The following is a 23131-nucleotide window of genomic DNA, read 5'->3' as shown; positions in this document are numbered from 1 at the left end:
TGAGGCTAAGGAAGAACTTCAGGATATGTTCTCCAGGAGGTACTCCTAATGGTTTACACAAAATTATTGACACAACCTTGAAAAAAGAATAAGTTTTAAGATAGGTTTTAAGCGTACCTCTAAGGAATTGAAACGAGCTATGGCTATTGGTGAGGTTGGAGCTTCCGGGCATTGTTTTAAGCGTACCTCTAAGGAATTGAAACAATAACAACATTTTATTAGACATTACATTTTTATAGTTTTAAGCGTACCTCTAAGGAATTGAAACATTTTCTTGAGAGGAGGTTGCCATGGCAGACGACAGAGTTTTAAGCGTACCTCTAAGGAATTGAAACAGCCACCTTTGTAAATCAGTAGTAACTTTGCTATTTAAGTTTTAAGCGTACCTCTAAGGAATTGAAACCGGGTGGTTGGTGAGTGTAGGTGGTTGGGTATTGGTGAGTTTTAAGCGTACCTCTAAGGAATTGAAACACAAAGTATTGCACATATCAAGCATTTGCAGAGGAAATCTTTTCATATCAGAGAAACCCCTACTTTGCGTCCTATTTTTTTCTGTAAAAATTCATTCAACGTAGCCATTTCAAAAACATCTTTTGGGTGTGGTGAGATTTCTACTATCATAGCCTTTTTATAAGTTGGAGCAAATGGAGATATAGCCATCTGGACTTCTTTAACCTTAAATCCTTTTTCTTTTAAAACCTTTAAAGCAATTTCATAAGCTCTTTTAAGGTCTTTATCCTCTACTGTGGCAGGATTCTTAATAACCTTCATTTCACACTCCGGCATAAGATTTCACCTTTCTTAAATAAGTATATGCCCTTTTTCCTCTTTTGACATTTCCAGGACCAAGATGATAGGCTTGTATGGCCAAGTCCCAATCCTTGAATATTTTATACATTTTGAGAAGGTAGTGGCGAGCAGCTTCTCTTTGTTTGTAATTTTGTTGAGCGTTTTACAGCTTCCCTGTCCATTCCTACGTCTTTGACCGCTCCAGTTTAAGCGTACCTCTAAGGAATTGAAATCACGGTCTTTCAGACAACAAGAGGTGTTCTCTATGAACAGACAGCCCCGAACTCTTTCCGATTGTTGCAATGAGGGAGCTGAGACTTAGCTATAGTGAATTTTTGAACATTCAATTAAAGCGGCTTCAGTTTCTTCTTGAGAATCTGACAAAGTATCGTGAGAGGATCTCCTCTCATACCAGTCAGCAATGAGATAAATAACAGCAATTAGCGGAGATGCGGCTATGAAAACAACGGCAGCAATGAAAGCTGTCGCAGCAGCGGCTATGCACACTGCCAGAAACCATCCAACGACAGTATCAACAGTCATTTTACACCCCCGTAAATTAATATAAAACTTTTTACAGAGGAAGTAAATGTTTGAAGTTTTAAGCGTACTTCTAAAGGATTGAAACAACTCTACACAGCTAAAAACAAACAGGAATTCTTCCAACAAGTAGGGGGAAAGGTATATACTTATATAGATACATAGACTGAAGCAGAGAGCAAAATGCTTTTACACTTTAAAGATACCAAGAGCGGTTTCAGGTTGAAAGCCGATAGGATTGGAGATAAAGAGCTTCCTTTCCCGTCCTTACTTGTAGAAGTTTTAACAAACAACCAAGGGGAAGTTACATTTGTTGACTGGGTATTTATGTCTTCTCCTCTTGAGGATTTGAAATTTGAACTTTCCTATGTAAAAGATAGGGTTGAAATCCCCGGCCTTTACACTGTCCCGGAGCTCGGCATAGAGAATGCCACTTTCAAAGAAGTCCTTGAGGCTGTAAAGAGATACTACAAAGAAAAGCTCTCTTCTAAGCAAACCACCAAAACCACCGCTTAATCCTGCCAGTTTCTGTTCTATTTCTAAAAATCCAATTAAAATCAAAGAATTCAAAATCCGACTTTTACCATTGCAACTATGTATTAAAGTCCTTTTCTTTAACCGCAGTAGTATCCAACCATTTGTCCAGTTAACTTTATTCTCTTACCTCTAGAAATTTTATTCTTTAAAAGAATTGTAAGATTTATACCTTCCGTTTCTAAAATTGTACTGAACAATTGCTGGTTATTCAAATTGATAGCAGCAGAAGACACCACTCTTCCAATTATTATGTATCTATCTTTTGATATATGTAAAATCGCGCTCTTGAAAAACGTTTCCGGATTTCTGCGAATATTCTTTAAAAGTAACGACGCGTTATCAATGTTTAAAACCTTTTCAAGTCTATTTATTGCCTTACCGTGTCCTTTCAGCGCAAGTTTTAAAAGACGGATAACATAGCTGTCCTCTATCGGCGATGTCGGTTCTTCAACTTTTTCAGCCACACCATCCGCAAATATTGCTACTTTTACAGGAACTTCCCATTTCAATGCTCTGGGCAGGTCACAGATATTTGTAAGTGTAAACAAATAGATATTTCCCGATTTCACTTCCACTGCTTCTGTTAAAAGTGTAAAGTTTGAAAAATCTTTGATTTTAAAGGAAAAATCCTCAAACAACATCTCTGTACCGCTTTTAAACCCTGCAAAGCATCCAAGATAATTTTCATCCCATTTCCTAAAAATGTTACGACTCTTTTTTAAGAGAAAGTAAGTTATAAAAGAAAACTCATTAACTTCAAACTTTTTCCCGATGAGCAACTCCCCCGTATCAAGCAGATCTTCAAATATAAAGTATCTAACATTTTTCTCGACACCTTTTTCTTTTGCTTTATAACAGAACTTATCCTTTATTTCAGAAGCAATGAGAAAATTAGATTTCATAAATTCTCCGAAAAAAAGGGGGAAAGCCCCCCTTTATTTAAATTGAATGAATTTCGAGAGCACTGAAGAAGTAAGGAATCTCGTAAGCCGCTGATTCCGGTGAGTCTGATGCATGAACAGCATTTCTTCCAACATCTGTTCCGTATTTGCTTCTGATAGTCCCTTCGGCTGCTTTAGCAGGGTCTGTCGCACCGATGATTTCTCTTACCTTTGAAATGGCATTCTCACCTTCAAAAACCATAGGAACACAAGGACCTGAAGACATGAAGTCTGTAAGTTCATCGTAGAAAGACCTATCCTTGTGAACGATATAAAAACCTTTTGCCTCTTCTTTTGACATGTGAATCATCTTGAGAGCTATCAGTTTCAGGTCATTTTCCTGTAAAATTCTGATAATGTCGCCAACAGCGTTTTTCTTAACAGCATCTGGTTTTACGATAACAAGTGTTCTTTCAACTGCCATTTTAAACCTCCGTATTTTTTGTTGTGAGATTATACCCAAATTAAGAATAAGAAGAAATTGAAACCTTTACTTCTCAAACTGAGTAAGAAAAACCTTGAAAATCTCAAGGTCTTCTGGTGTCGTAATTTTTATGTTTCTATAATTTCCTTTTATAGCAACAACAGTGTAACCGTAACGTTCAAGGAGAGACGCGTCGTCTGTTCCCCAAAATCCCTCTTCGGCTGCTTTTTTATGACATTCAAGTAAAACTTCAAAGTTAAAAAGTTGAGGTGTTTGAACAAGAACTAACTTTTCCCTGTTAAGAGTTTCTTTAACAAGAAAATCACTCCCCTCAAGAGGTGCTCCCACAACCTTTATCGTATCTTTTGGTTTTACTGCGGTTATTACCCCTTCAACACCATATTCCTGATAAGCAGATATAAGGTCATTTATCATCTTTCTTGCTATTAGGGGTCTCACGCCGTCATGAACAATAACTTCGGAACATCTGTTTTGAATACACTTTAAACCATTGAAAACCGACTCTTGCCTCTCACAGCCTCCCGGAATAACGGATTCAACTTTTGGAAATTTTTCAACTCTGGTTTCCATTTCAGGAATGAATTCCTCTGGAGCAACAACAATAATTTTATCTATTAAAGAACTTTCCTGAAACGGCCTGAGAGTAAATTCTATGATTGACTTACCGTTTACTTCTACAAACTGCTTTTTGGCTCCAAAACGCTTACCCCTGCCGGCAGCAGGAATGACAGCATATCTCACTTTATTACCTCTTTAGGTTTTACAAAAATTATCTTTCCTGAAGATGTTTGAAGAACATTATTCACGATAGCTTTTATTCTGTGACCTATGTAAGGTTTACCCCCGTCAACAACAACCATGGTACCATCATCAAGATAACCCACTCCCTGCTCTTTCTCTTTTCCTTCTTTCATTACAAAGACAACAAGTTCTTCTCCCACTGCTACAACAGGTTTAAGAGCATTTGCAAGGTCATTAACGTTTAAAATTTCAACACCTTTTATGGAGGCAACTTTATTCAGATTGTAATCGGTAGTTATGAGTTTTGCTTTCAAAAGCCTGCAGAGCTCTACAAGCTTTGTATCAACCTCTTTTATTCTGGGAAAATCCCTTTCGTATATTTCAACAGGAGGATTTTTAATTCCTTTAAGAAGAGAAACCTGTTCAAGGCCTTTTTTGCCTTTTGTTCTTATATTCGGATCCGTTGAATCAGAAAGATACTGAAGCTCTTCCAGAACAAATCTCGGGATAACTATCTTTCCTTCAACAAATCCCAGCTTTATAACCTCAACAATCCTTCCGTCTATCAGAGCACTTGTATCAAGAACTTTTACGGTAGCGTAAAGCCCTGTCTCTCCCTTCCATATTTCGGAAATAGGCTTATCACCTATCATTTCAAGAAACGCAAAACCGAAAAGGTAGGGAAGTGTAAGGTAAAGAATCTCCTGAAGGTAAGGAAAGTTGGTAAAAACGGCGTAAAGAGAAATTGTTATTCCTTTCGCAAGATATAGTCCCAGGAAAAATCCCGCAGAAAAAACCAAAAGCCCTCTGATTTTAAATTTTTTCTGATGAAAAACAAAAGTATAAAGCAAAACTGCCGATGCGGTGATCAGGATACCTATAAACATTGACTGAGTTGCAGTAAATCCATAATTTCTAAAAATGAGTGTAGAAACAAGGAGAAGGAAGATAAAGAAAACACCTATGAGCCTCTGTATATTCATTGCTTTTTAACCTCTTTCAAAATTTTCCTTATCTTCTTTTTAACTTCCTTTATATCTTTACCAAGAGATAAAGCTATCTCTTCAGATAGTTTTTCAAAAGCCTCTTCAAACATCCGTTTTTCAGAATAAGAAAGATCTTTCTCTTTTGTCCTGTAAGATAAATTTCTTACAACTATTGCCAGTTCCTTAACATCTCCAGTTTTTATTCTGTCAACATTTAACCTGTGCCTTACAGTCCATTTACTGCTAATATTTTTCGGAACCTCAGAAAGAAACTGGAAAATCTCATTAACTTCCTGTTCGTCAAGGACAGGCCTGATACCTGAATTTTCTATAATCGTTTCCGGAACAAGAACAGACATATTTTTCCCTAAAAGTTTGATGCGGAAAAAGAGAATTTCTCTTCCTCCCACGGTTCTTTTTTCCTCTCCTTCCACAACCCCTACACCGTGAGGCGGATAAGCAACCTTATCTCCTATTCTTATCAATGGTCTCTCCTAATGAGGTTTCTTTATTGGAACATTTTCCTTTTTAGGCTCTCCGTAAGGAACTGGAATATATTGAACGGAACTTGTAGCAGTAGGCTGATAGTAAAGTTCCATAAGGTCGTAAACCTCATCCGGAACATCTGTTCTAACATTTATGCCTATCTCTTTTAGAACATCAACTGTAAGGGGATAATCATGTGTCCAGTAACCGCAGGTTAGAAGGTCAGCCACCTCTTCTGCCTGTTTCTCATCTTTTCCTTTAGCCATAAGAATTTTCTTTATCGTATTTTTCATTTGATTTAAAGCCTTTTCAGCAACATCGGCAAGTATGAGAGTTTCATCTTTTAAACCAGCTTTCTTGATCTGATAAGCCTTTATAACAGATGGTGCCGGAAACTGTCCCAGCTGAGGATCGAGAGGACCTAAAACAGCGTTTGGATCCATTATTACCTCATCGGCAGCAAGAGCTATTAAAGTACCTCCTGACATTGCATAATGAGGAACTATAACTCTAACGGGGCTCTTATGCTTGATCAGAGCAGCAGCAATTTGTGTTGCAGCAAGAGCCAATCCACCTGGTGTGTGAAGAATTAGATCTATCGGCATATCATCTGGCGTCATTCTTATGGCTCTTAAAATTCTTTCAGAATCTTCTATCGTGATATATCTCATAATAGGAAAACCCATAAAAGCCAGTCTTTCCTGTCTATGAATCATGGTAATAACGCGGGATTTTCTCTTCTCTTCTATTTTTCTTATAAGTCTGAGCCTTGCCCATTCAATATTTTTTTGCTGGAACAACGGCCACAAAGAAAAAATAATTATCAGCATCCAGAAAATATCAAAAAATGAACCTCCCTGCATCTTGTCTCCTTATTTAAAAATCTTTATAAACTATTTTACCATTTCTAATTGTGAGCTTTACCTTTCCCTTTAAAGGTTTGTTAAGGAAAGGCGTATTTCTGCTTTTCGATTTAATCATCTTTTCAGTTAGAATATACTCTTCATCAGGATCAAAAACGGCAATGTTTGCACGGCTTCCCGGTTTAAGCGTCCCTATATCTTTCCTGTTAATAATTTCAGCCGGTTTTGTTGATAGCTTTTCAACCATCTTAGAAAGCGACAGATAACCTTCTCTAACAAGTTCAAGAGAAAGGGGCAAAAGAGTCGGAAAACCAATTATTCCAAACGGGGCATAGTTAAATTCAACCATCTTTTCATCAACAGAATGGGGAGCATGATCAGTGGCTATTATATCCGCCACACCTGTTCTCAAAGCCTCTTTACAAGCTTCAACGTCTTTTTCCGTTCTTAAAGGGGGTGCCATTTTAGCGTTGGTATCAAACGTTCTGACTGCTTCTTCTGTTAATGTAAAATGGTGGGGTGTTATTTCACAGGTAACGTTAACACCTTCTTTTTTCATCTCTTCAATTATTTTAAGAGCCCCTTTTGTTGAAACGTGGCAGATATGAATCTTTGCTCCTGTAAGTTTTGCAATCATTATATCCCTGATTGTTCCAATTTCTTCTGCTTCGGGAGGAATGCCGGGAATCCCAAGATAGGTTGAAAGCCGACCTTCGTTCATGTGCCCACCAGCTGAAAGAGTCTTATCTTCACTGTGACAGAAAATGGGTATTCCGAAACTCTTCGCATAATCAAAAGCATTTCTCAAAAGCTTTGAATCACGAGGCGTTTCACCATCATCCGAAACTGCAACAATTCCCGCTTCAACCATCTGACCGATTTCTGCTATCTCCTCACCTTTAAGCCCTTTTGTAAGAGCACCTACGGGAAAAACATCACAAAGGCCAACTCTTTTTGCTTTTTCTATGATATACCTGGTAACAGAAGGATTATCATTGATGGGATCCGTATTTGCCATGCAGCAGACAGATGTAATTCCTCCGGTAACAGCACAGAGACTTCCCGATTCAATGTCCTCTTTCCATTCATAACCGGGGTCTCTTAGATGGGTATGTATGTCAACAATTCCGGGCATCAAAACCAGCCCGGAAACATCTATAACTTGCTTTGCCAAAGAAACATCTATTTTCTCTCCTACCTTAACAATCTTACCATTATCAATCAAAATATCAGCCTGCTTCTCTATCCCCTGGGAAGGGTCAACGACAAGAGCACCTTTTAGAAGACAGCTATTCATATAAATCTCCTCACTTAACGCTGTGACATCTTGTGCATTGAGTTTTATCTTTAGCACTGAAGGCTTTCTGTCCATTATGGCATGTTCCGCAATACTTTCCTGCCCATATATCTTTCATTGTAATCTTGTCATAACCAAATTTTTTCTTAAACACACCAGGATGGCAGGCAGAACAATGAAGTTTCTTAACCTTACAGTGATAAACATGGCTGAAAACAACATCTCCGGGTGCACCTTTATCTTTTGCCTTAAAAATTAAATCCTTGTTCAAAACACCACTCTGACCGCAACCAACAACAAATAGAAAAGGTAGGATTAAAAGTGCCTTACGCATCTATCTCCTCCAGAAGTTTTTTCTCTCTTTTAGAAAGTATTGTAAGAATTGCCATTCTCATGGCAAGACCGTTCTCAACTTGATCAAATATGAAAGTTCTGTCAGCTGTTATGACATCATTATTTATCTCAACACCTCTGTTTACCGGTCCCGGATGCATTATCAGAACATCTTTCTTTAGCATTCCAAGGCGTTTTCTATTTAGACCGAAAAACCTGCTGTACTCTCTTAATGAAGGAAATACCTTCTTCGCGTTAAGTCTTTCAAGCTGAATACGCAACATTATTAACACATCGGTAATTTCGGCAACTTCTTCAAACGTTTTTAAAACACTAACGCCTAAAGCTTCCGGATACCTGGGCATCATTGTGGAAGGGCCAAAAATAAAAATGTTAGCACCTAACTTCTTAAAAAGAATTATGTCCGATCTTGCTACGCGGCTGTGAACAATATCTCCCGCTATAACAACATTCAACCCATCTAAACTGCCCTTAATATCCGTAATAGTCATAGCATCAAGGAGTGCCTGAGAAGGATGTTCGTGACAGCCGTCGCCTGCATTCACTATTGAAGCTTTAATGTGTGGTTTTATAGTTTCTCCAGCACCTTCACACGGATGCCTTAAAACGATTATGTCCGGATGCATCATATCTAAATTTTTAACCGTATCTATAAGCGTTTCTCCTTTCTTTACGCTACTGGTTGAAGCCGAAATGTTTATTACGTCAGCAGAAAGAAACTTTCCAGCTTTTTCAAAAGATGTTCTTGTCCTTGTGCTTGCTTCAAAAAAGAGATTTACAACACACTGTCCTCTCAAGGCGGAAAACTTTTTCTTTCCTCTTCTGAGAGTCTCTCTAATTTTAAAAGCAAGAGACATTAGATTATCAATATCCTCTTTTTCAAGCTCTTCACAGCTTAAAAGATGTTCCATTGAAAACCTCTTTAACCTTTAACGTTTTCTTTTTCAGAAACCTTTATGCGGCTTCCCATTCTCACCCTTGCAGCAAGACCGTGTGCTTCAAGTCCTTCAACATCCGCGAGAAGGGCTGTAGCAGAAGATATCTTCTCAAAACCGTCTCTGCTGACATAAAGAACGGAACTTCTCTTCACAAAATCGTAAACTCCTAAAGGAGAGAAGAATCTGGCACTTCCGCCTGTCGGAAGAACGTGATTCGGCCCCAGGACATAATCACCTAAAGATTCGCAGGTGTAATGTCCCAAAAAGATGGCACCGGCATTCTTAATCAAATCAAGAAGAGCAAAAGGCTCTGCCGTTGCAACTTCAAGATGCTCAGGGGCAACGATGTTTGCTACTTCACATGAATGGTAAATACTTTCGGTTAAAAATACAGTTCCGAAATTTTCTATCGACTTCTGAGCTATCTCTTTTCTTTTGAGTGTTCTTAACTTCCTGGTTATCTCTTCAACTACGGCCCGAGCAATTTTTTCATCATGAGTTACAAGAAAAGCTCCCGCAAGTTCATCGTGCTCTGCCTGAGAAAGAAGGTCAATAGCAACCCATTCAGGATTTGCAGTTTCATCGGCTATGACGAGTATCTCACTGGGACCTGCAACCATATCAATATCAACCTGACCAAAAAGAAACTTCTTGGCAAGAGCAACATATATATTACCGGGACCAACTATTTTATCCACCTTTGGTATTGAAGCCGTTCCAAAAGCTATTGCAGCAACACCGTGAGCACCACCTACACGGTATATCTTATCAACACCTGAAAGCTTAGCCGCAACAAGAGAGTAAGGATTAACCTCAAGACTTTCTATCGCAGGTGTCACCATTACAACCTTTTCAACACCAGCAACCTTTGCAGGAACGGCATTCATAATAACGGAAGAGGGATAAGAAGCCTTACCTCCCGGAACGTATATTCCAGCACTTTCAAGCGGAATAACTTTTTGTCCAAGAACCATTCCCGGTTCTGTAACAAAGTAGGAATTCTCCTTCTGATGTTCGTGAAATTTTCTAACCCTGTCAACGGCAAGCTTAATCGCATCAATAACTTCAGGCTCAACTTTTTCAAAAGCCTCTTCTATCTCTTTTTCGGAAACTCTTACATTTTCAGGAGTCAGCTCAACTCTGTCAAATTTCTTAGCGTAGCCAAAAACCGCAGTATCTCCATACTTTCTGACATTTTCAATTATTTCAAGAACTGATGTAGCATACTTATTTTCAAGACCCTGCCCGCGAGTTTTAATTCTGCTAAGTTCCGGATCCTCCTGCCAGTTCTCTTTTCTTAAATTAACTATTCTCATTTTTCCTCCGCTGTTAACTTGTAACCGAGACGTGGAAGTGTTCTCAAATATTTACCGTAATTCCCAAGCTTTTTCCTTAATCTGCTTATGTAAACATCAAGCGTTCTCGTATTCTCACTGTGTTCTTTTCCCCAGATTTTCTCAAGGAGCTCTTCTCTTGAAAAAACCTTGTTGGGATTGGAAAGGAAAAGTTCTATAAGCTGATATTCTGTTTTGGTCAGCTGGACAGGCTGATTATCAACCGTTATTTCTTTTGACATCCTATCAAGAGTAATCCCTTTAAACGAGAGTTTTTCATTTTCCGATAATTTAAGTCTTCTATTTATGGCTCCTATCCTTGCTATCAGCTCTTTTATACTGAAAGGTTTTGTAACATAATCATCAGCACCATAACTGAAGCTTTCCACTTTTGTATCTTCATCACATAGAGCAGTTAACATAATTATCGGAACATCTTTTGTTTTTTCATTCTCTCTCAGAAGTTTACAGATTTCTTTGCCGTCCAGTCCCGGAAGCATTATATCAAGAATAACAAGATCATAATTGCTTGAAAAAGCTTTTTCTAACGCTCCCTTTCCGTCAAGAATCCAGTCAACTTCAAAATTTTCCTTTTCAAGATTGTATTTGACTATTTCTCCAAGGTCCTCATCATCTTCAACAAACAGTATCCTCATGCAAGCCTCTTAAATGCAGAGTTTCAGAAGGTTAGCTAATTATACCACAAATGAACGATGATTCATCCGAAAAAAATCACAAAGAGAAGGTGTGGGGAAGAAGTTCCCCGAGAGTGAAAACCTTAATTTCTCTATTAGAAGCAATATAAATAGGAAAACTCTTACCACAAAATTCTGCAAGAACCTGACGGCACGAACCGCAGGGATAAGGCATACCATCCGGAGAATATATTAAAATCTTTGAAAATTCTTTATACCCTTCCGAAACAGCTTTAAATACCGCTATCCGTTCGGCACACACAGTAAGACCGAAGGAAACGTTTTCAACATTAACACCTACAAAAAAAAGATTTTCTTCAGCCTCAAGAACCGAAACTACATGAAATTTTGAATAAGGTGCATAACAATTAACAACGGATTTTTTAGCAATTTCTATTAGTTCGTCAATTTCCATTTAGCTTCAACCTCTCCGGAAGTCTCTCTCTTCCCACAATATCTTCAAGAGTTTCGGCTTCTCTTATCAAATCAACCTCCCCGTTTTGACCTATAAGAACAACATTTGGTCTGTAACGGATAAACTGCATCCACTGCGTTACGTTATAAGCACCGACAGGAGAAAGTATGAGATTTGTTCCTCTTGGAAGAGGAGGCAGATAAGCAAGTTCATCAACAACATCAATATTCATACAGAGAGGACCGTAAAGAACGCACGGTTCAGAAGGTCCTTGAACCTCTCTATCTATCTCCACGTTAAAGTGATACCAGAAAGCAGTAAAGAGAATATTGACACCAGCATCAAGGATATAACCCTTTCTGCCATCAGGAAGTCTTTTGGTGGCATGAACCTTAGCTATCAAGTAACCGGCTTCATCAACAATAGCTCTACCGCTCTCTATAATAAGCTTTGGAAAATCTCCCGGTCTTAACGATGAAAGAAGAGCACTGCAAATCCTGTCGGCAATTTCATCTATAGAAGGCACTACAACTTCAGGAGGGAGATAAACACCTTTAAGCCTATTTTTTGAAGGGAAACCACCGCCAATATCTATATATTCAATCTTAAATCCAAACTCATCTTCAACTTTATAAGCAAAATCAACCATCTTTCTGACTTCTGTTTCATAGGCTTTAGGTTCAAGGATAAAGGTTCCTATATGGCAGTGAAGCCCAGCAAGCTCGAGTTTCCCACCAAAAGCAATACGCTTAACAGCATCAAACGCCTGACCTGACTCCAGGTTAAATCCGAATCTGCTCCACTGAGGATGAATACCTGTATCCATGTTTAACCTTATTGCAACTTTTGGCTTGATTCCAAGTTCTGCTGCAACTTCTTCAAGGTCTGCAATTTCTTCAAATGTGTCTATGTTTATTCTCGCCCCCTCAGCTACGGCAACTTTAAGAGCATCAACAGGTTTATAGGGACCGTTAAAAACAATCTCATTGCCCCTTACACCTAATCTCCTTGCTTTTTGATACTCAAACTCTGAAACAACTTCTGCCGTCTCCCCTTCATCGTGAAGAATGGCACAAATGGCATCAAGGTAATTTGTTTTATAAGACCATGAAAACTCAACATTCGGATACCGCGTTGTAAAAGCCCTTTTTATCTCTCTAAACTTTGAACGTAGTGCTTTTTCGGAAAAGACAAAAAGGGGCGTTCCGAATTTTTCAACAAGCTCGGATATCTTAACTCCGTCAATCTCTTTCCTTATTTTTCGGGAAAGAGGTGACGCAAAACTTCCGAATTTATTCATCATTCCTGTATGAAGTTTAAATATTGCCGGTTTTTCATAAGCCTTTTTCATCTTTCACCTCTTGTGACTATTTTTTGAAACGTGCCCATATCGGTTACAAAATCATCTGTAAATCGAATATAAAGCTTTCCCGCTTCATAATCCGAAGTTCTATCAGGCTCCTTGCCAAGCGCAGCATCAAGAAGCCTTGCAGGAAGATTTATTCCGACACCGACGGAAAAATAGACCCACGCAGGAAAACGGGGATTTATCTCTATAAGATAAACATCATCTCCTGAAACGATACATTCAAGTTCAAAGGCACCACGCCACTTATATTTTTCAACAAAAATCTCAGCCGCTTCAAGCATTTTCTCATGCTTAACGGTAACTCCTGTCCATATCTTTCCGAGGGAAGTTACCCATAACTTTTTTATCCCCACCATTCCGAAATGACTACCTTCACCATCTCCAACGCCAACAACGTTCATCTCTTCACCGGAAACCACTTTCTGAACAATTACCGGATATCCCCACTCTGAAACTATTTTATTAAAATAAGAGGTTGCTTCTTGATAATTGAAGGCTTTATATGCTTTATAAAAAATGCCCTTTATCATTACGGGAAAACCAATCTCATTGATAGCAGAAGTTAAATCTTCATAAGACACCACCGTAAAGCTTTCAGGAACCTTCAAACCGATATCTTCCGCAAGTTCAGAAACCTTATCCTTAGAACGCAGTTTAAACTGCTCTTTAGTAGGGAGAAAGGTTGCTATACCACAATTTTTGAGCTTATCACTGTTTGCTATAAAAAGGGGAAGTTCTGCATCAAGAGTCGGTATAGCAGCATCAAGTCCTGCAGTCTCTTTTATGTAAAGAAGTCTATTTATAAACGGCTCCTCTCCCTCTGAGGGATATGGCATTATATAAACTTTATCAATCAACCAGTCCATGTAAACACCTGGCTCCATAGCATCGTAGGCAAGCCCTACTATGGCAGTTTTCTCATATTTATCTTTAATGCCTTTTATCACTCCCAGTCCAGGCCCCGGATTATCAACGGCATTTATTCCGGAAACAGCAACCTTACACATTATCATCCTCCGTTTTATCTATGAGTCCCATAAACCTTAACTGCTCAAGAAAATCGGTAACATCCCTCATAGCCTCTTCTCTGTCAACCTCAAACTCTTCTGTTAACGCTTCTACAATGTCTTCAACATCTTTTCCTTCCTTCAACATATTAATAATGAAAAGGCCGGTTTTATTTACAGTAAAACTATTACCTGTTTCAGGATCGAAAATGAAACCTTCTTCGCTTATTGCCAATCTGTTAAGTCTGCTCATAACTCCTCCGTCATCTTGATATAATTGCCGCTATGTCCCGCGGTAAAACACCATTTTTAGCCGCTATTGCCCGCAGGGTTTCATCAGGTGAAGCCACTATACCCTCTTTTTGTAGCTTATCAAGACACCTATCTATGGTAAGCCCGTTCATAAGGCAAACCTCTTTCAAAGTCATTCTTCCAAATCCCATACCTGATCTCTGATTAAAATTTCTACCAACTCCCTTTATTAAATTATAAACCCTGACAGGAGAAAGATTGTTATTTTTTGCTATTTCCTGCAAAGTTTCATCAGGTGAAGCTGAAATGCCACTCTGATGCAAAAGGGTAACAGCTGTTTGCAAAGGAATATTCTCTTTCTGACATAAATCCCTCAACGTCATAAGCTCTGCATGGGGTAAAGGTGCTGATGGAAGACTTCTTTCCCAGCTTCTTTTTATTCTCTGCTCAAAATTGATAATCGTAGAAAACGGTGGTAATCCAAAAATTGTAGCTGCGATGCAGATAACGACCACTACGGCAGAAACGAGACTTTCTCTTTTAACAAGGTAGTTTTTAAGTGGCTTCCAGTTTAAAATTGTGTGCCATACGGCAAAAATAATCATGCCAATTCCAGATATAACGTGAACTGCTTCCCACTGATCTTTTGAAAGTCCTAAAAGTCTCCATCCGCTCCAGTAAGCAACCCTACCGTGAGGCATTATGTAAAGGACAATACTGCTTACTATAAGAACAATTACTGTGTAAAACAGAAAAAGGCTAATCCAGATGCGCGAGGTTGTTCCAACAGGCTTCTTTTCCATCCGGCCCTCCGTTAAAGTTTAAAAAGCAGACGGGCTTTTTGCCCGCCAGAGAATTATCGGTTCTGGAATCTAAATCTTCTGTTAAGCCTGTTACAGTTCCTTATTTTATATGTTACTCCTCTTTTTGGATTTTTTATAGTGCACGCCATTAAGCCCTTAATGTTCCTGAATCTCCAGAACGGCGGAACATAACCTGTAACACTTATCCTGTCACCGGGAACAATATCAATGGAAGGGTAAAGCCATATAGGTGCAATAGCTATTTCCTCCTTACCATTAGGTGTCTTTACTTCAACCACCCACCATACAACCTTTTTATTACCGTAACCTGGGCGCTGGTAAACTTTTGTCACTATACCTTTCACGGTTATTGTTTGATAAGCTGTAACACTTTTACCGTTTTCACCGTAGACGACACCTATCTCATGCTTTGAAGTAATTATAGCCCTATACTCGGAAGGTGTTATGAATTTTGGTTTATACTCTATACCGTATCTTCTTAAAATTGCTGTAAAAGCCCTCATGTGGTTTCTTGAACCTTTCATAAGATTTTCATAAACAGTTGCGATATCTCTATTGTCCGTCCTTTTAAGAGCATCTTGAAGATCCCTAATATCAAGGTCTTCTACTGTTGCACCGACTTCAAGAGCATCTATTAGAGATTTACTACCCTGCTTTACAAGCTTTGTATAAAGTTTTTGCAGTTTCTTGTTTTCAAACTTTCCAGGCTTATCTCCAGTTTTTGCAACGGGATCCTCAAGGTTATACCTGTCAATCAAAAACTTGAGCATATCCATATGTCTCTGCTCTGAACGGGCGATGTTTCTGAAAACCGGCATCTGCCACATCTCATAAAGGGCAGTATAAACATCCCTTGCCAGTTTTTCTTCTTCTCTCATGTGCAAAAGGTCTTTAATCTCCTGTTTGCTCAACGGTTGTTTTGGAAGTGTAGCTACATAAGCAGGTCCTCTACCCGGTAAAACAGTTGCATTTGTTGCCGCACTTCCCGTTGCACAAGAAAACAGACTTCCCGTAATAACCATTCCTGAAAGCATTGTCACTATCAACTTTCTCATCACATCCTCCTTCTAAAGGTTTTATTGTTTTCACTACTTCTTAAAAGCAATTACCATGCCAAAACAAACTTTAGGTTCTAATTGTTTAATTTCCAGGTCATACGGAGATTCTGTAAAATTTGTAGTTAGTCAACAATCGGAAATTTTTCCGAATAGGGAGGTAATTTTTCCGTGTTTGAACTTTTTGAGACGGTAAGGGTAGAAAATGGAAAAGCCACTTTCATAGAAAAACACTATAGCCGAATAAAAAAGAGCGCTGAGATATTGAAATTTCCTTTTGATATTTCGGCAGAAAATTTCAAAAGAATCATAGAAAATACAGCTCCTAATTCCGACAGTTACCTTGTAAAATTCTCGCTTTTTATAAATGGTGATTTTTCTGTGTCTTTTAGAAAATGCACCGTGCCAAACAAAGTCTCTCTCATGTTCTTTGAAGGCATAAAGAGAAAAGTTGACCTTTTATCAAAACATAAAACATCATCGATATATGAATCAATTGTAGGTATACGAGCAGCTAAAGAGAAAGGATTTACAGAAGCTATTATTTTCGATACTCAAGGTTTTATTTCGGAAACAGCTTTTGCCAACCTATTCTTCGTAAAAGATGGAATATTTTTTACCCCTTCCCTTGAAACGGGATGTCTCCCGGGAACAAGAAGAGCCATTGTTATTAAAATACTCAAAGATACGGGAATCCCCGTATTTGAAGGATTTTTCACGAAAGAAGATATTTTAAAAGCCGATGAAGTGTTGATAACAAGTGCAAAATACGACGTTGTTTCTGTCCAAAAAATAGAAGACAGAGTTTTTGAATTCAACGGAAAACCCTGGGGAAAAAGACTTAAAGAGATAATGGAAATGATGAAATTTAGATAAAGGGGGAAGGGTAACCTTCCCCCTAAATCATTAAGCTGCTTTTTTTACTTCTTGCTTCTCCATCTTCTGGAAGAACTTAAACTCTTTTATAACTTCTATCGCCCGCTTTAACTGGTTATCTATTCTATTTTCTTTCTCCTTTCTCAGTTCCTCAGTCTTTTCAGGGTGTTCTTCCATCTCTTTAGCTTCTTTCTTGAGAAAATCTATATCTTCCTGAGAAAGTTTAACTTCAATATCCGGAGTTATACCCTTACCGTCAATACACTTGTGATTGGGCATATAGTACCTTGCCGTTGTTATTTTCACACCGTAGCCCATTTCAAGAGGGAAAAGCGTTTGAACCGAACCTTTCCCAAACGTCTTTTCACCAACAACTATTGCTCTGTCATTGTATCTCAAAGCACCTGTAAGAATCTCAGCCGCACTTGCTGTTCCGCCGTTTACAAGCATTACAACAGGAATATTCTCAGGAACTATAGGAGGATTTTCTGAATAGAACTTTTGATTGCTATCTGGAATTCTTCCCTTCGTATAAACGATCAAATCCCCTTCGGGAAGAAAATAATCGCTTATTTCAACAGCCGAATCAAGCAGTCCACCTGGATTGTTTCTTACATCAACAATTATTCCTTCAAGATGTTTGTCTTTCAGTAGATTTTTAAGAGCCTTTTTAAACTCATCGGGAGAGTTTGCCTGAAACATTGTAAAACGAATATAGCCTATATCTCCCTTGAGCTTTTTATATTTAACACTCTTTATCTTAATAATTGCCCTTGTGATAGTAAATGTTTTAGGTTTGCTCCAGCCCTTCCTCATAACCTTTATGGTAACCTTAGTTCCGGGCTTTCCTCTCATCATCTTTACGGCATCCATAAGACTCATCTCGGGAGTAACCGGCTTTCCGTTTATCTCAACTATTATGTCGCCCGGTTTAAGTCCTGCCCTGTAAGCAGGCGTATCCTCTATAGGCGTTATTATAAGGAGCTTACCGTCTTTTGTTTTCGTTATTTGAATGCCCAACCCTCCAAACTCACCTCTTGTTTCAACTTCAAACTCTTTAAAATCTTCAGGCGTAAATAGAACAGAGTGAGGATCAAGTTTTGAAAGCATTCCCTGAATAGCACCCTCAAAAAGCTTCTTGGGACTTACAGGATCAACATACTTTTCCTTAACAAGGTGATACACTTCCGTAAAAAGCGAAATGTAAGAAAGCTCTCCACCGTTCTCATTTTTTGATGCAAAACCGGAAGTTACAATTGCAAATGAAAAGAGCACGAAAGCTACTACGAACAGACCCTTTTTCACAGATTTTTTCATCTTTTCTTCCTCTCAAGAATCTTTCTGATTTTTTCAATTATACCGCTTGCATCTAACTTGTAGTATTTTACAAGTTCCCATCCTTTTCCCGAACGACCAAAAGTATCAGGCGTTCCAACTCTTTCCACAGGAACTGGCACCGTTTCAACAATAGCCTCAGCTACTGCAGAACCAAGACCTCCAATAATTGAATGCTCTTCTGCAGTAACAACAGCACCTGTTCTAGAAGCAGATTCAGCAATAAGCTCTCTATCTATCGGTTTCACCGTCGGCATGTGGATAACTTCAACCGAAATACCTTCCTTTTCAAGGATTTCAGCAGCCTCAAGGGCAAATGAAGTTTCAAGTCCATTTGCAACAACAGTAACATCTTCACCACTTCTTAACACATACCCTTTTCCTATCTCAAATTTGTAGTTTTCATCAAAAATTCTTGGAAACTTTTCTCTCGTTAACCTGACATAGAAAGGACCATCAGTATAGGCAACTTTTTCTATAACCTGTTTTGTTTCTATATCATCAGCAGGAACTACAACTCTCATGTTTGGAATATTTCTCATATTTGCCACATCTTCTAAAGCCTGATGTGTAGCTCCGTCTTCTCCAACTGTTATACCACCGTGAGTGCACACAATCTTAACGTTAAGTTCGGGATAACAAACCATCTGTCTTACGGCTTCCCACGCCCTTCCAGTAGCAAATATGGCAAACGTGCTGGCAAAAACGATTTTTCCGGTTGTCGCAAGTCCTGCAGCAGTATTTATCATATTAATCTCGGCAATCCCCATATTGAAAAACCTTTCAGGGAAAACCTTTCCGAACTTTCCCGATTTAGTCGAACCCGAAAGGTCAGCATCAAGGACAACAATTCTGTCATCCTTTTTACCAAGCTCAATCAGGGTATCTCCGTATGCATCTCTAAGGCTCACCTTCTGCATTTTTCCTCCTCAACTATAAAGCAAGCTTTTTCTTCTAAACAAGCTCTCCTAGCTCTTTAAGAGCTTCTTTTAACTGCTCCGGCGAAAGTGCTTTTCCATGCCATTCAGCACGGTTTTCCATGAAAGAAACACCTTTTCCTTTTACAGTTTTTGCAACAATCATCGTAGGCTTATACTTAACAGTATCGGCTTCATCAAGAGCAGCTCTTATCTCATTAAAATCGTGTCCATTTATCTCTATAACGTGCCATCCAAAAGCTTTCCACTTTTCCATCGCAGGATAGATAGACATAACTTCATCAACAGGCCCGTCTATTTGAAGGTTATTGTTATCAAGAATTACACATAAGTTATCAAGATTGTAGTGAAACGCTGCCATTGAAGCCTCCCAGACGCTTCCTTCCTGAGCTTCACCATCACCAATAACACAATAGACCCTGGAATCAAAACCTGAAAGCTTTAAACCTAAAGCCATCCCAACGGCAGCTCCTATTCCAAGCCCCAGCGATCCGGTTGAAATCTCTATACCCGGTGTTTTCAACATATCAGGATGCCCCTGAAGGTTACCGTCAATCTTTCTGAAGGTCATCAAATCCTCCACCGAGAAGTATCCGCACCTTGCAAGGACAGAGTAGAGAGCCGGACTGACATGACCTTTTGAAAGAACAAATCTGTCTCTCTCTTCCCATTTAGGATTATCAGGATTATGCCTCATTTTGTAGTAATAGAGAGTAACAAGTATATCTGCAACAGACATTGAACCGCCAGGATGTCCCGAATTGACGTTCGTAGTCATTTTGAGAATGTCTTTCCTGACTTCCCTTGCTATCGCTCTTAAGGTGCTATTATCTATATCTCTGTTTCTCTCCATGAAAAACTGAGGTTCAAACCTTATCATTTTTCCTCCTTAAAACCTTCTTCTGATTCTATCCTTTCAAGCTCTTTTAATACCTGCTCTTTAGCAGTTCCGCCTATAATGTTTCTGCTTGAAGTAGAACCTTCCACACTAATTAAATTTAAAACATCTTTATCAAATGCGTTCGAAAATTGCCTGAATTCATCTATTGTCATTGTTTCAAGTGTTTTCCCGTTATCAAGGCAGTAAGCAACAATTTCACCTACGATCCTGTGAGCATCTCTGAAAGGAACACCTTTTTTGGCCAGATAGTCGGCAACATCTGTAGCAAGAGAAAAACCTTTTGAAGCCTGAGATCTCATTCTCTCTTTTTTCGGCTTCATTCCTCTAACAACTCTCGCATTTACTGCAAGAGCAAGCTTAACAGTATCAATAGCATCAAAGAGAGGTTCTTTATCCTCCTGCAAATCTCTGTTATACGTCATTGGCAGACCTTTAATAATGGTAAGAATGGCAACAAGATCTCCGTAAACCCTGCCTGTTTTTCCCCTTGTAAGTTCTGAAACATCCGGATTTTTCTTCTGAGGCATTATGGAACTTCCCGTGCAAAAAGCATCAGGCAAATCTATGAATCCGAACTCTTCTGTTGACCACAGAATAAGCTCCTCAGAAAGCCTTGACAAGTGAGCCATAACAAGAGCACAATTGAAAATTGTTTCAGCAACGAAATCTCTATCACTTACTGCATCCATACTATTCCTTGAAACAGAATCAAACTCTAAAAGAGAAGCGGTAAATTCTCTATCAAGAGGATAACTCGTTCCTGCCAGTGCTGCAGAACCGAGAGGCATAACATTTACCCTTTTCAGAGTATCTTTGAAACGTTCTTCATCCCGTTTAAACATCTGATAGTAAGCAAGCATGTGGTGAGCGTAAAGAACAGGCTGCGCTATCTGAAGATGCGTATAACCAGGCATAATAACATCTATGTATTTTTTTGCCTGTATGTAAAATGCTTCTCTTAAACTTTTAAGCAGAGCAAGGATTTCGTTTATTTCGTGTCTTACGTAAAGCCTAACGTCTGTGGCAACCTGATCGTTTCTTGACCTTCCCGTATGAAGTTTGCCACCAACAGGACCTATCTTCTCTATTAGGCTTTTCTCGATGTTCATGTGAACATCTTCTAATTCCTGTTTCCATTCAAACTTCCCTTCCTCTATCTCTCTCAAAATTTCATTAAGGCCTTCAACTATTTTTTTTGCTTCGTCCTCTTTAAGAATTCCCTGTTTGGCAAGCATCGTAACGTGAGCAATGCTACCAGCAATATCAAACGGTGCAAGCCTTTTATCATAAGATACCGACTCTGTGAATTTTTCTACAAGAGCATCTGTTGATTCTTTAAATCTGCCGCCCCACAACTTTTTTTCGCTTTCAGCCATTAAACCTCCTTGTTTATTCGGTTGGTTGTAATTATAATTCAAAAAAGCAAAAAGGAGGATAAAATGCTTGATGAACATGTAAAGGAAGCTTTAACTTTTGATGATGTTCTTCTGGTTCCAAACTATTCGGAAGTTCTGCCAACACAGGTTGATGTGTCTACACAACTAACAAAAAGAATCAGACTGAATATTCCTATAATGAGTGCTGCCATGGATACCGTTACAGAAGCAGACCTTGCAATCGCAATTGCAAGGCAGGGCGGTATAGGCATTATCCACAAAAACATGTCTATTGAAGAACAAGCAGAAGAAGTAGACAGGGTTAAAAGATCCGAAAGTGGAATGATCGTAAAGCCTGTTACCGTTTCTCCAGAACAAACAATAGCCGACGCCGAAGCTTTGATGAAAAAATACAAGATCTCAGGACTTCCAGTAACGGACGAAAATGGAAAACTGCTTGGCATCATAACAAACAGAGACATAAGATTCGTTAAAGATTTCTCTATAAAAATATCAGAAGTTATGACAAAGGAAAACCTGAAAACGGTTCCTGTCGGAACAACACTTGAACAGGCAAAGGAAATTCTACACAAACACAAAATCGAAAAACTTCCGGTAGTTGACGAGCAAGGATTCTTAAAAGGTTTAATAACCATAAAAGATATCGAGAAAAAGGAAAAATATCCTCTCGCAAGCAAAGACGAGCTTGGAAGATTGATGGTTGGGGCCGCAGTAGGAGTGGGGGCCGACGCTCTGAAAAGAGTTACAGCCCTTGTTGAAGCAGGTGTTGATGTAATCGTAATCGATACCGCTCACGGCCACTCAAAAAAAGTTCTTGAAACAGTGGAAAGAGTGAAAGCCGAATTTCCTGAGCTTGATGTTATCGCCGGAAATGTTGCCACGGCTGAAGCAACGGAAGCGCTCATAAGAGCAGGTGCCGACGCCGTAAAAGTAGGAATCGGTCCAGGTTCAATATGCACCACGAGAATTGTTGCAGGTGTCGGCGTTCCGCAGCTCACAGCTGTCGCCGAATGTGTTAAAGTTGCCGACAAATATGGCATAAGCATAATTGCCGATGGTGGTATAAAGTTCTCCGGTGATGTTGCAAAAGCGATTGGGGCAGGAGCGAGAGTTGTAATGATCGGAAGCCTCTTTGCCGGAACAAAAGAGAGCCCAGGCGAACTTATCCTCTATCAGGGAAGAAGCTACAAAGTTTACAGAGGCATGGGGTCTCTTGGAGCAATGAAAAAGGGAAGCAAAGACAGATACTTTCAATCTGAAGTAGAGGAGAAAAAGCTTGTTCCAGAAGGAATCGAAGGTATGGTTCCTTACAGAGGACCTCTTGCCGATACAATCCATCAACTCGTTGGCGGACTTAAAGCAGGAATGGGATACTGCGGTGCCGCCAACATTGAAGAGATGAGAAAGAAAGCAAGATTTGTCAAGATAACGGCTTCAGGTCTTAAAGAATCCCACGTCCATGATGTAATAATCACAAAAGAAGCACCTAACTACTGGATAGAAAGATAATTCTCGCCCCCTTTTGGGGGCTTATTTACCGGCATCCTGGCAACAACCGTTGCTTCCTTCTATTTTTCCGTTCCCTTTCTTTTAAGACTTTTTTAAACAAAAAAGTTTTTTCTATAAGCTTTTTGTTAGTTTACTTTTCTGTATCTAACCTGCCTCTGTATTCCACCTTGTTGTGAGAATAAAGAAAGGGAAAGAATATCTTCGAAAGTTGAAAAGTGAGAAAGCAGTCTGGTTGTGTCAATAATTTTGTGTAAACCATTAGGAGTACCTCCTGGAGAACATATCCTGAAGTTCTTCCTTAGCCTCA

The 23131-nt window shown here is 39.1% G+C and carries 27 protein-coding genes, 1 pseudogene and 1 CRISPR repeat array; of the genes and pseudogenes, 3 read left to right on the top strand and 25 right to left on the bottom strand.

The features are described from left to right. Positions 1 to 103 precede the first annotated feature (103 nt). A CRISPR array of direct repeats spans positions 104 to 471; the repeat unit is 31 nt; unit sequence AGTTTTAAGCGTACCTCTAAGGAATTGAAAC. A 42-nt stretch (positions 472 to 513) separates the two neighbouring features. The 3 genes and pseudogenes from BLW93_RS06735 to BLW93_RS06730 all read right to left on the bottom strand — a co-directional run bounded on the left by BLW93_RS06735 (position 514) and on the right by BLW93_RS06730 (position 1332). Next, on the bottom strand, positions 514 to 771 hold the full coding sequence (locus BLW93_RS06735; protein WP_076713326.1) for a hypothetical protein: 258 nt from the start codon (positions 769 to 771) through the stop codon (positions 514 to 516). 1 nt (position 772) lies between these two features. Next, positions 773 to 913, bottom strand: a pseudogene (locus BLW93_RS09055) (hypothetical protein); the annotation flags it as partial. A gap of 194 nt (positions 914 to 1107) precedes the next feature. Next, positions 1108 to 1332 (bottom strand): hypothetical protein, encoded by a 225-nt coding sequence (locus tag BLW93_RS06730; protein ID WP_076713325.1) that lies wholly within the window; start codon positions 1330 to 1332, stop codon positions 1108 to 1110. A 180-nt stretch (positions 1333 to 1512) separates the two neighbouring features. Here BLW93_RS06730 and BLW93_RS06725 point away from each other — a divergent pair, with 180 nt between their 5' ends. Continuing rightward, positions 1513 to 1845 (top strand): hypothetical protein, encoded by a 333-nt coding sequence (locus tag BLW93_RS06725; protein ID WP_076713324.1) that lies wholly within the window; start codon positions 1513 to 1515, stop codon positions 1843 to 1845. Positions 1846 to 1943: 98 nt separating this feature from the next. Here the strand turns inward: BLW93_RS06725 and BLW93_RS06720 are convergent, their stop codons facing one another. The 17 genes from BLW93_RS06720 to BLW93_RS06640 all read right to left on the bottom strand — a co-directional run bounded on the left by BLW93_RS06720 (position 1944) and on the right by BLW93_RS06640 (position 15868). Further along, a complete protein-coding gene (locus tag BLW93_RS06720) occupies positions 1944 to 2768 on the bottom strand; it encodes a hypothetical protein (RefSeq protein WP_076713323.1) in 825 nt (274 codons plus the stop codon). A 37-nt stretch (positions 2769 to 2805) separates the two neighbouring features. Next, on the bottom strand, positions 2806 to 3231 hold the full coding sequence (gene ndk, locus BLW93_RS06715) for a nucleoside-diphosphate kinase (RefSeq protein ID WP_076713322.1): 426 nt from the start codon (positions 3229 to 3231) through the stop codon (positions 2806 to 2808). Positions 3232 to 3297: 66 nt separating this feature from the next. Next, the gene (gene ispD, locus BLW93_RS06710; protein WP_076713321.1) at positions 3298 to 3993 is read right to left on the bottom strand and encodes a 2-C-methyl-D-erythritol 4-phosphate cytidylyltransferase; all 696 of its coding nucleotides are present in this window, start codon (positions 3991 to 3993) and stop codon (positions 3298 to 3300) included. Beyond that, positions 3990 to 4976, bottom strand: a complete 987-nt coding sequence (locus BLW93_RS06705; RefSeq protein WP_076713320.1) for a PIN/TRAM domain-containing protein — start codon at positions 4974 to 4976, stop codon at positions 3990 to 3992. Before BLW93_RS06705 ends, ispD begins: the two co-directional genes overlap by 4 nt. Further along, positions 4973 to 5464, bottom strand: a complete 492-nt coding sequence (locus BLW93_RS06700; RefSeq protein WP_076713319.1) for a CarD family transcriptional regulator — start codon at positions 5462 to 5464, stop codon at positions 4973 to 4975. The genes BLW93_RS06705 and BLW93_RS06700 overlap by 4 nt, the downstream gene beginning before the upstream one ends. A 9-nt stretch (positions 5465 to 5473) precedes the next feature. After that, the gene (locus BLW93_RS06695) at positions 5474 to 6328 is read right to left on the bottom strand and encodes an SDH family Clp fold serine proteinase (RefSeq protein ID WP_076713318.1); all 855 of its coding nucleotides are present in this window, start codon (positions 6326 to 6328) and stop codon (positions 5474 to 5476) included. 13 nt (positions 6329 to 6341) lie between these two features. After that, the gene (locus BLW93_RS06690; protein WP_076713317.1) at positions 6342 to 7625 is read right to left on the bottom strand and encodes a dihydroorotase; all 1284 of its coding nucleotides are present in this window, start codon (positions 7623 to 7625) and stop codon (positions 6342 to 6344) included. A gap of 10 nt (positions 7626 to 7635) precedes the next feature. Then, positions 7636 to 7959, bottom strand: a complete 324-nt coding sequence (locus BLW93_RS06685; protein WP_076713316.1) for a cytochrome c3 family protein — start codon at positions 7957 to 7959, stop codon at positions 7636 to 7638. Next, the gene (locus BLW93_RS06680; RefSeq protein WP_076713315.1) at positions 7952 to 8890 is read right to left on the bottom strand and encodes an aspartate carbamoyltransferase catalytic subunit; all 939 of its coding nucleotides are present in this window, start codon (positions 8888 to 8890) and stop codon (positions 7952 to 7954) included. The genes BLW93_RS06685 and BLW93_RS06680 overlap by 8 nt, the downstream gene beginning before the upstream one ends. An 11-nt stretch (positions 8891 to 8901) precedes the next feature. After that, positions 8902 to 10233 carry a histidinol dehydrogenase gene (gene hisD, locus BLW93_RS06675; protein WP_076713314.1) on the bottom strand — a complete coding sequence of 444 codons (1332 nt, stop codon included), beginning with the start codon at positions 10231 to 10233 and terminating at the stop codon, positions 8902 to 8904. Next, positions 10230 to 10907 carry a response regulator transcription factor gene (locus BLW93_RS06670; RefSeq protein WP_076713313.1) on the bottom strand — a complete coding sequence of 226 codons (678 nt, stop codon included), beginning with the start codon at positions 10905 to 10907 and terminating at the stop codon, positions 10230 to 10232. Before BLW93_RS06670 ends, hisD begins: the two co-directional genes overlap by 4 nt. Before the next feature lie 76 nt (positions 10908 to 10983). After that, positions 10984 to 11361 (bottom strand): cytidine deaminase, encoded by a 378-nt coding sequence (gene cdd, locus BLW93_RS06665; protein ID WP_076713312.1) that lies wholly within the window; start codon positions 11359 to 11361, stop codon positions 10984 to 10986. After that, positions 11351 to 12712: an alanine racemase gene (locus tag BLW93_RS06660; protein WP_076713311.1), complete on the bottom strand. Its 1362-nt coding sequence runs from the start codon at positions 12710 to 12712 to the stop codon at positions 11351 to 11353. Before BLW93_RS06660 ends, cdd begins: the two co-directional genes overlap by 11 nt. Continuing rightward, positions 12709 to 13737: an ATP-grasp domain-containing protein gene (locus tag BLW93_RS06655; protein WP_076713310.1), complete on the bottom strand. Its 1029-nt coding sequence runs from the start codon at positions 13735 to 13737 to the stop codon at positions 12709 to 12711. The genes BLW93_RS06660 and BLW93_RS06655 overlap by 4 nt, the downstream gene beginning before the upstream one ends. Next, on the bottom strand, positions 13730 to 13990 hold the full coding sequence (locus tag BLW93_RS06650) for an HPr-rel-A system PqqD family peptide chaperone (RefSeq protein WP_076713309.1): 261 nt from the start codon (positions 13988 to 13990) through the stop codon (positions 13730 to 13732). The genes BLW93_RS06655 and BLW93_RS06650 overlap by 8 nt, the downstream gene beginning before the upstream one ends. A gap of 10 nt (positions 13991 to 14000) precedes the next feature. Continuing rightward, positions 14001 to 14792, bottom strand: coding sequence for a DUF4405 domain-containing protein (locus BLW93_RS06645; protein WP_076713308.1), 792 nt, complete (start codon positions 14790 to 14792; stop codon positions 14001 to 14003). Positions 14793 to 14845: 53 nt separating this feature from the next. After that, on the bottom strand, positions 14846 to 15868 hold the full coding sequence (locus BLW93_RS06640) for a DUF2202 domain-containing protein (protein ID WP_076713307.1): 1023 nt from the start codon (positions 15866 to 15868) through the stop codon (positions 14846 to 14848). Positions 15869 to 16039: 171 nt separating this feature from the next. On the opposite strand from BLW93_RS06640, the gene BLW93_RS06635 reads away from it, so the two are divergent. Further along, on the top strand, positions 16040 to 16744 hold the full coding sequence (locus tag BLW93_RS06635; protein WP_076713306.1) for an aminotransferase class IV: 705 nt from the start codon (positions 16040 to 16042) through the stop codon (positions 16742 to 16744). A gap of 30 nt (positions 16745 to 16774) precedes the next feature. Here BLW93_RS06635 and BLW93_RS06630 read toward each other — a convergent pair whose 3' ends face one another. Genes BLW93_RS06630 through argH form a run of 4 tightly spaced genes read right to left on the bottom strand, consistent with a single transcriptional unit; the run spans position 16775 to position 21294 of the window. Next, positions 16775 to 18061, bottom strand: a complete 1287-nt coding sequence (locus BLW93_RS06630) for a S41 family peptidase (protein ID WP_076713305.1) — start codon at positions 18059 to 18061, stop codon at positions 16775 to 16777. Beyond that, positions 18058 to 18999, bottom strand: a complete 942-nt coding sequence (locus BLW93_RS06625; RefSeq protein WP_076713304.1) for a transketolase family protein — start codon at positions 18997 to 18999, stop codon at positions 18058 to 18060. The genes BLW93_RS06630 and BLW93_RS06625 overlap by 4 nt, the downstream gene beginning before the upstream one ends. 34 nt (positions 19000 to 19033) lie before the next feature. Then, positions 19034 to 19897, bottom strand: a complete 864-nt coding sequence (locus tag BLW93_RS06620) for a transketolase (RefSeq protein ID WP_173790648.1) — start codon at positions 19895 to 19897, stop codon at positions 19034 to 19036. Further along, positions 19894 to 21294 carry an argininosuccinate lyase gene (gene argH, locus BLW93_RS06615; protein WP_076713303.1) on the bottom strand — a complete coding sequence of 467 codons (1401 nt, stop codon included), beginning with the start codon at positions 21292 to 21294 and terminating at the stop codon, positions 19894 to 19896. The genes BLW93_RS06620 and argH overlap by 4 nt, the downstream gene beginning before the upstream one ends. A 63-nt stretch (positions 21295 to 21357) precedes the next feature. Between argH and guaB the strand changes: the two genes are divergently transcribed. Further along, entirely contained in the window at positions 21358 to 22824 is a 1467-nt protein-coding gene (guaB, locus tag BLW93_RS06610; protein WP_076713302.1) for an IMP dehydrogenase, read from the top strand. A 125-nt stretch (positions 22825 to 22949) separates the two neighbouring features. Here guaB and BLW93_RS08910 read toward each other — a convergent pair. After that, on the bottom strand, positions 22950 to 23131 hold a 182-nt coding region (locus BLW93_RS08910), incomplete at its 5' end, for a hypothetical protein (protein ID WP_216818669.1).

It is taken from the genome of Desulfurobacterium indicum (genome assembly GCF_001968985.1).
In the GTDB taxonomy this organism is placed as follows: domain Bacteria; phylum Aquificota; class Aquificia; order Desulfurobacteriales; family Desulfurobacteriaceae; genus Desulfurobacterium_A; species Desulfurobacterium_A indicum.
The sequence above is the reverse complement of the archived record's forward strand: the minus strand, read 5'-3'. Positions and strand labels throughout refer to the sequence as shown.

Bases quoted from the DNA above. Each gene is read 5' to 3' on its own strand.
- BLW93_RS06735 (WP_076713326.1), bottom strand. From the start codon at position 771: ATGAAGGTTATTAAGAATCCTGCCACAGTAGAGGATAAAGACCTTAAA.
- BLW93_RS06730 (WP_076713325.1), bottom strand. From the start codon at position 1,332: ATGACTGTTGATACTGTCGTTGGATGGTTTCTGGCAGTGTGCATAGCC.
- BLW93_RS06725 (WP_076713324.1), top strand. From the start codon at position 1,513: ATGCTTTTACACTTTAAAGATACCAAGAGCGGTTTCAGGTTGAAAGCC.
- BLW93_RS06720 (WP_076713323.1), bottom strand. From the start codon at position 2,768: ATGAAATCTAATTTTCTCATTGCTTCTGAAATAAAGGATAAGTTCTGT.
- ndk (WP_076713322.1), bottom strand. From the start codon at position 3,231: ATGGCAGTTGAAAGAACACTTGTTATCGTAAAACCAGATGCTGTTAAG.
- BLW93_RS06705 (WP_076713320.1), bottom strand. From the start codon at position 4,976: ATGAATATACAGAGGCTCATAGGTGTTTTCTTTATCTTCCTTCTCCTT.
- BLW93_RS06695 (WP_076713318.1), bottom strand. From the start codon at position 6,328: ATGCAGGGAGGTTCATTTTTTGATATTTTCTGGATGCTGATAATTATT.
- BLW93_RS06690 (WP_076713317.1), bottom strand. From the start codon at position 7,625: ATGAATAGCTGTCTTCTAAAAGGTGCTCTTGTCGTTGACCCTTCCCAG.
- BLW93_RS06685 (WP_076713316.1), bottom strand. From the start codon at position 7,959: ATGCGTAAGGCACTTTTAATCCTACCTTTTCTATTTGTTGTTGGTTGC.
- BLW93_RS06680 (WP_076713315.1), bottom strand. From the start codon at position 8,890: ATGGAACATCTTTTAAGCTGTGAAGAGCTTGAAAAAGAGGATATTGAT.
- hisD (WP_076713314.1), bottom strand. From the start codon at position 10,233: ATGAGAATAGTTAATTTAAGAAAAGAGAACTGGCAGGAGGATCCGGAA.
- BLW93_RS06670 (WP_076713313.1), bottom strand. From the start codon at position 10,907: ATGAGGATACTGTTTGTTGAAGATGATGAGGACCTTGGAGAAATAGTC.
- cdd (WP_076713312.1), bottom strand. From the start codon at position 11,361: ATGGAAATTGACGAACTAATAGAAATTGCTAAAAAATCCGTTGTTAAT.
- BLW93_RS06660 (WP_076713311.1), bottom strand. From the start codon at position 12,712: ATGAAAAAGGCTTATGAAAAACCGGCAATATTTAAACTTCATACAGGA.
- BLW93_RS06655 (WP_076713310.1), bottom strand. From the start codon at position 13,737: ATGTGTAAGGTTGCTGTTTCCGGAATAAATGCCGTTGATAATCCGGGG.
- BLW93_RS06650 (WP_076713309.1), bottom strand. From the start codon at position 13,990: ATGAGCAGACTTAACAGATTGGCAATAAGCGAAGAAGGTTTCATTTTC.
- BLW93_RS06645 (WP_076713308.1), bottom strand. From the start codon at position 14,792: ATGGAAAAGAAGCCTGTTGGAACAACCTCGCGCATCTGGATTAGCCTT.
- BLW93_RS06640 (WP_076713307.1), bottom strand. From the start codon at position 15,868: ATGAGAAAGTTGATAGTGACAATGCTTTCAGGAATGGTTATTACGGGA.
- BLW93_RS06630 (WP_076713305.1), bottom strand. From the start codon at position 18,061: ATGAAAAAATCTGTGAAAAAGGGTCTGTTCGTAGTAGCTTTCGTGCTC.
- BLW93_RS06625 (WP_076713304.1), bottom strand. From the start codon at position 18,999: ATGCAGAAGGTGAGCCTTAGAGATGCATACGGAGATACCCTGATTGAG.
- BLW93_RS06620 (WP_173790648.1), bottom strand. From the start codon at position 19,897: ATGATAAGGTTTGAACCTCAGTTTTTCATGGAGAGAAACAGAGATATA.
- argH (WP_076713303.1), bottom strand. From the start codon at position 21,294: ATGGCTGAAAGCGAAAAAAAGTTGTGGGGCGGCAGATTTAAAGAATCA.
- guaB (WP_076713302.1), top strand. From the start codon at position 21,358: ATGCTTGATGAACATGTAAAGGAAGCTTTAACTTTTGATGATGTTCTT.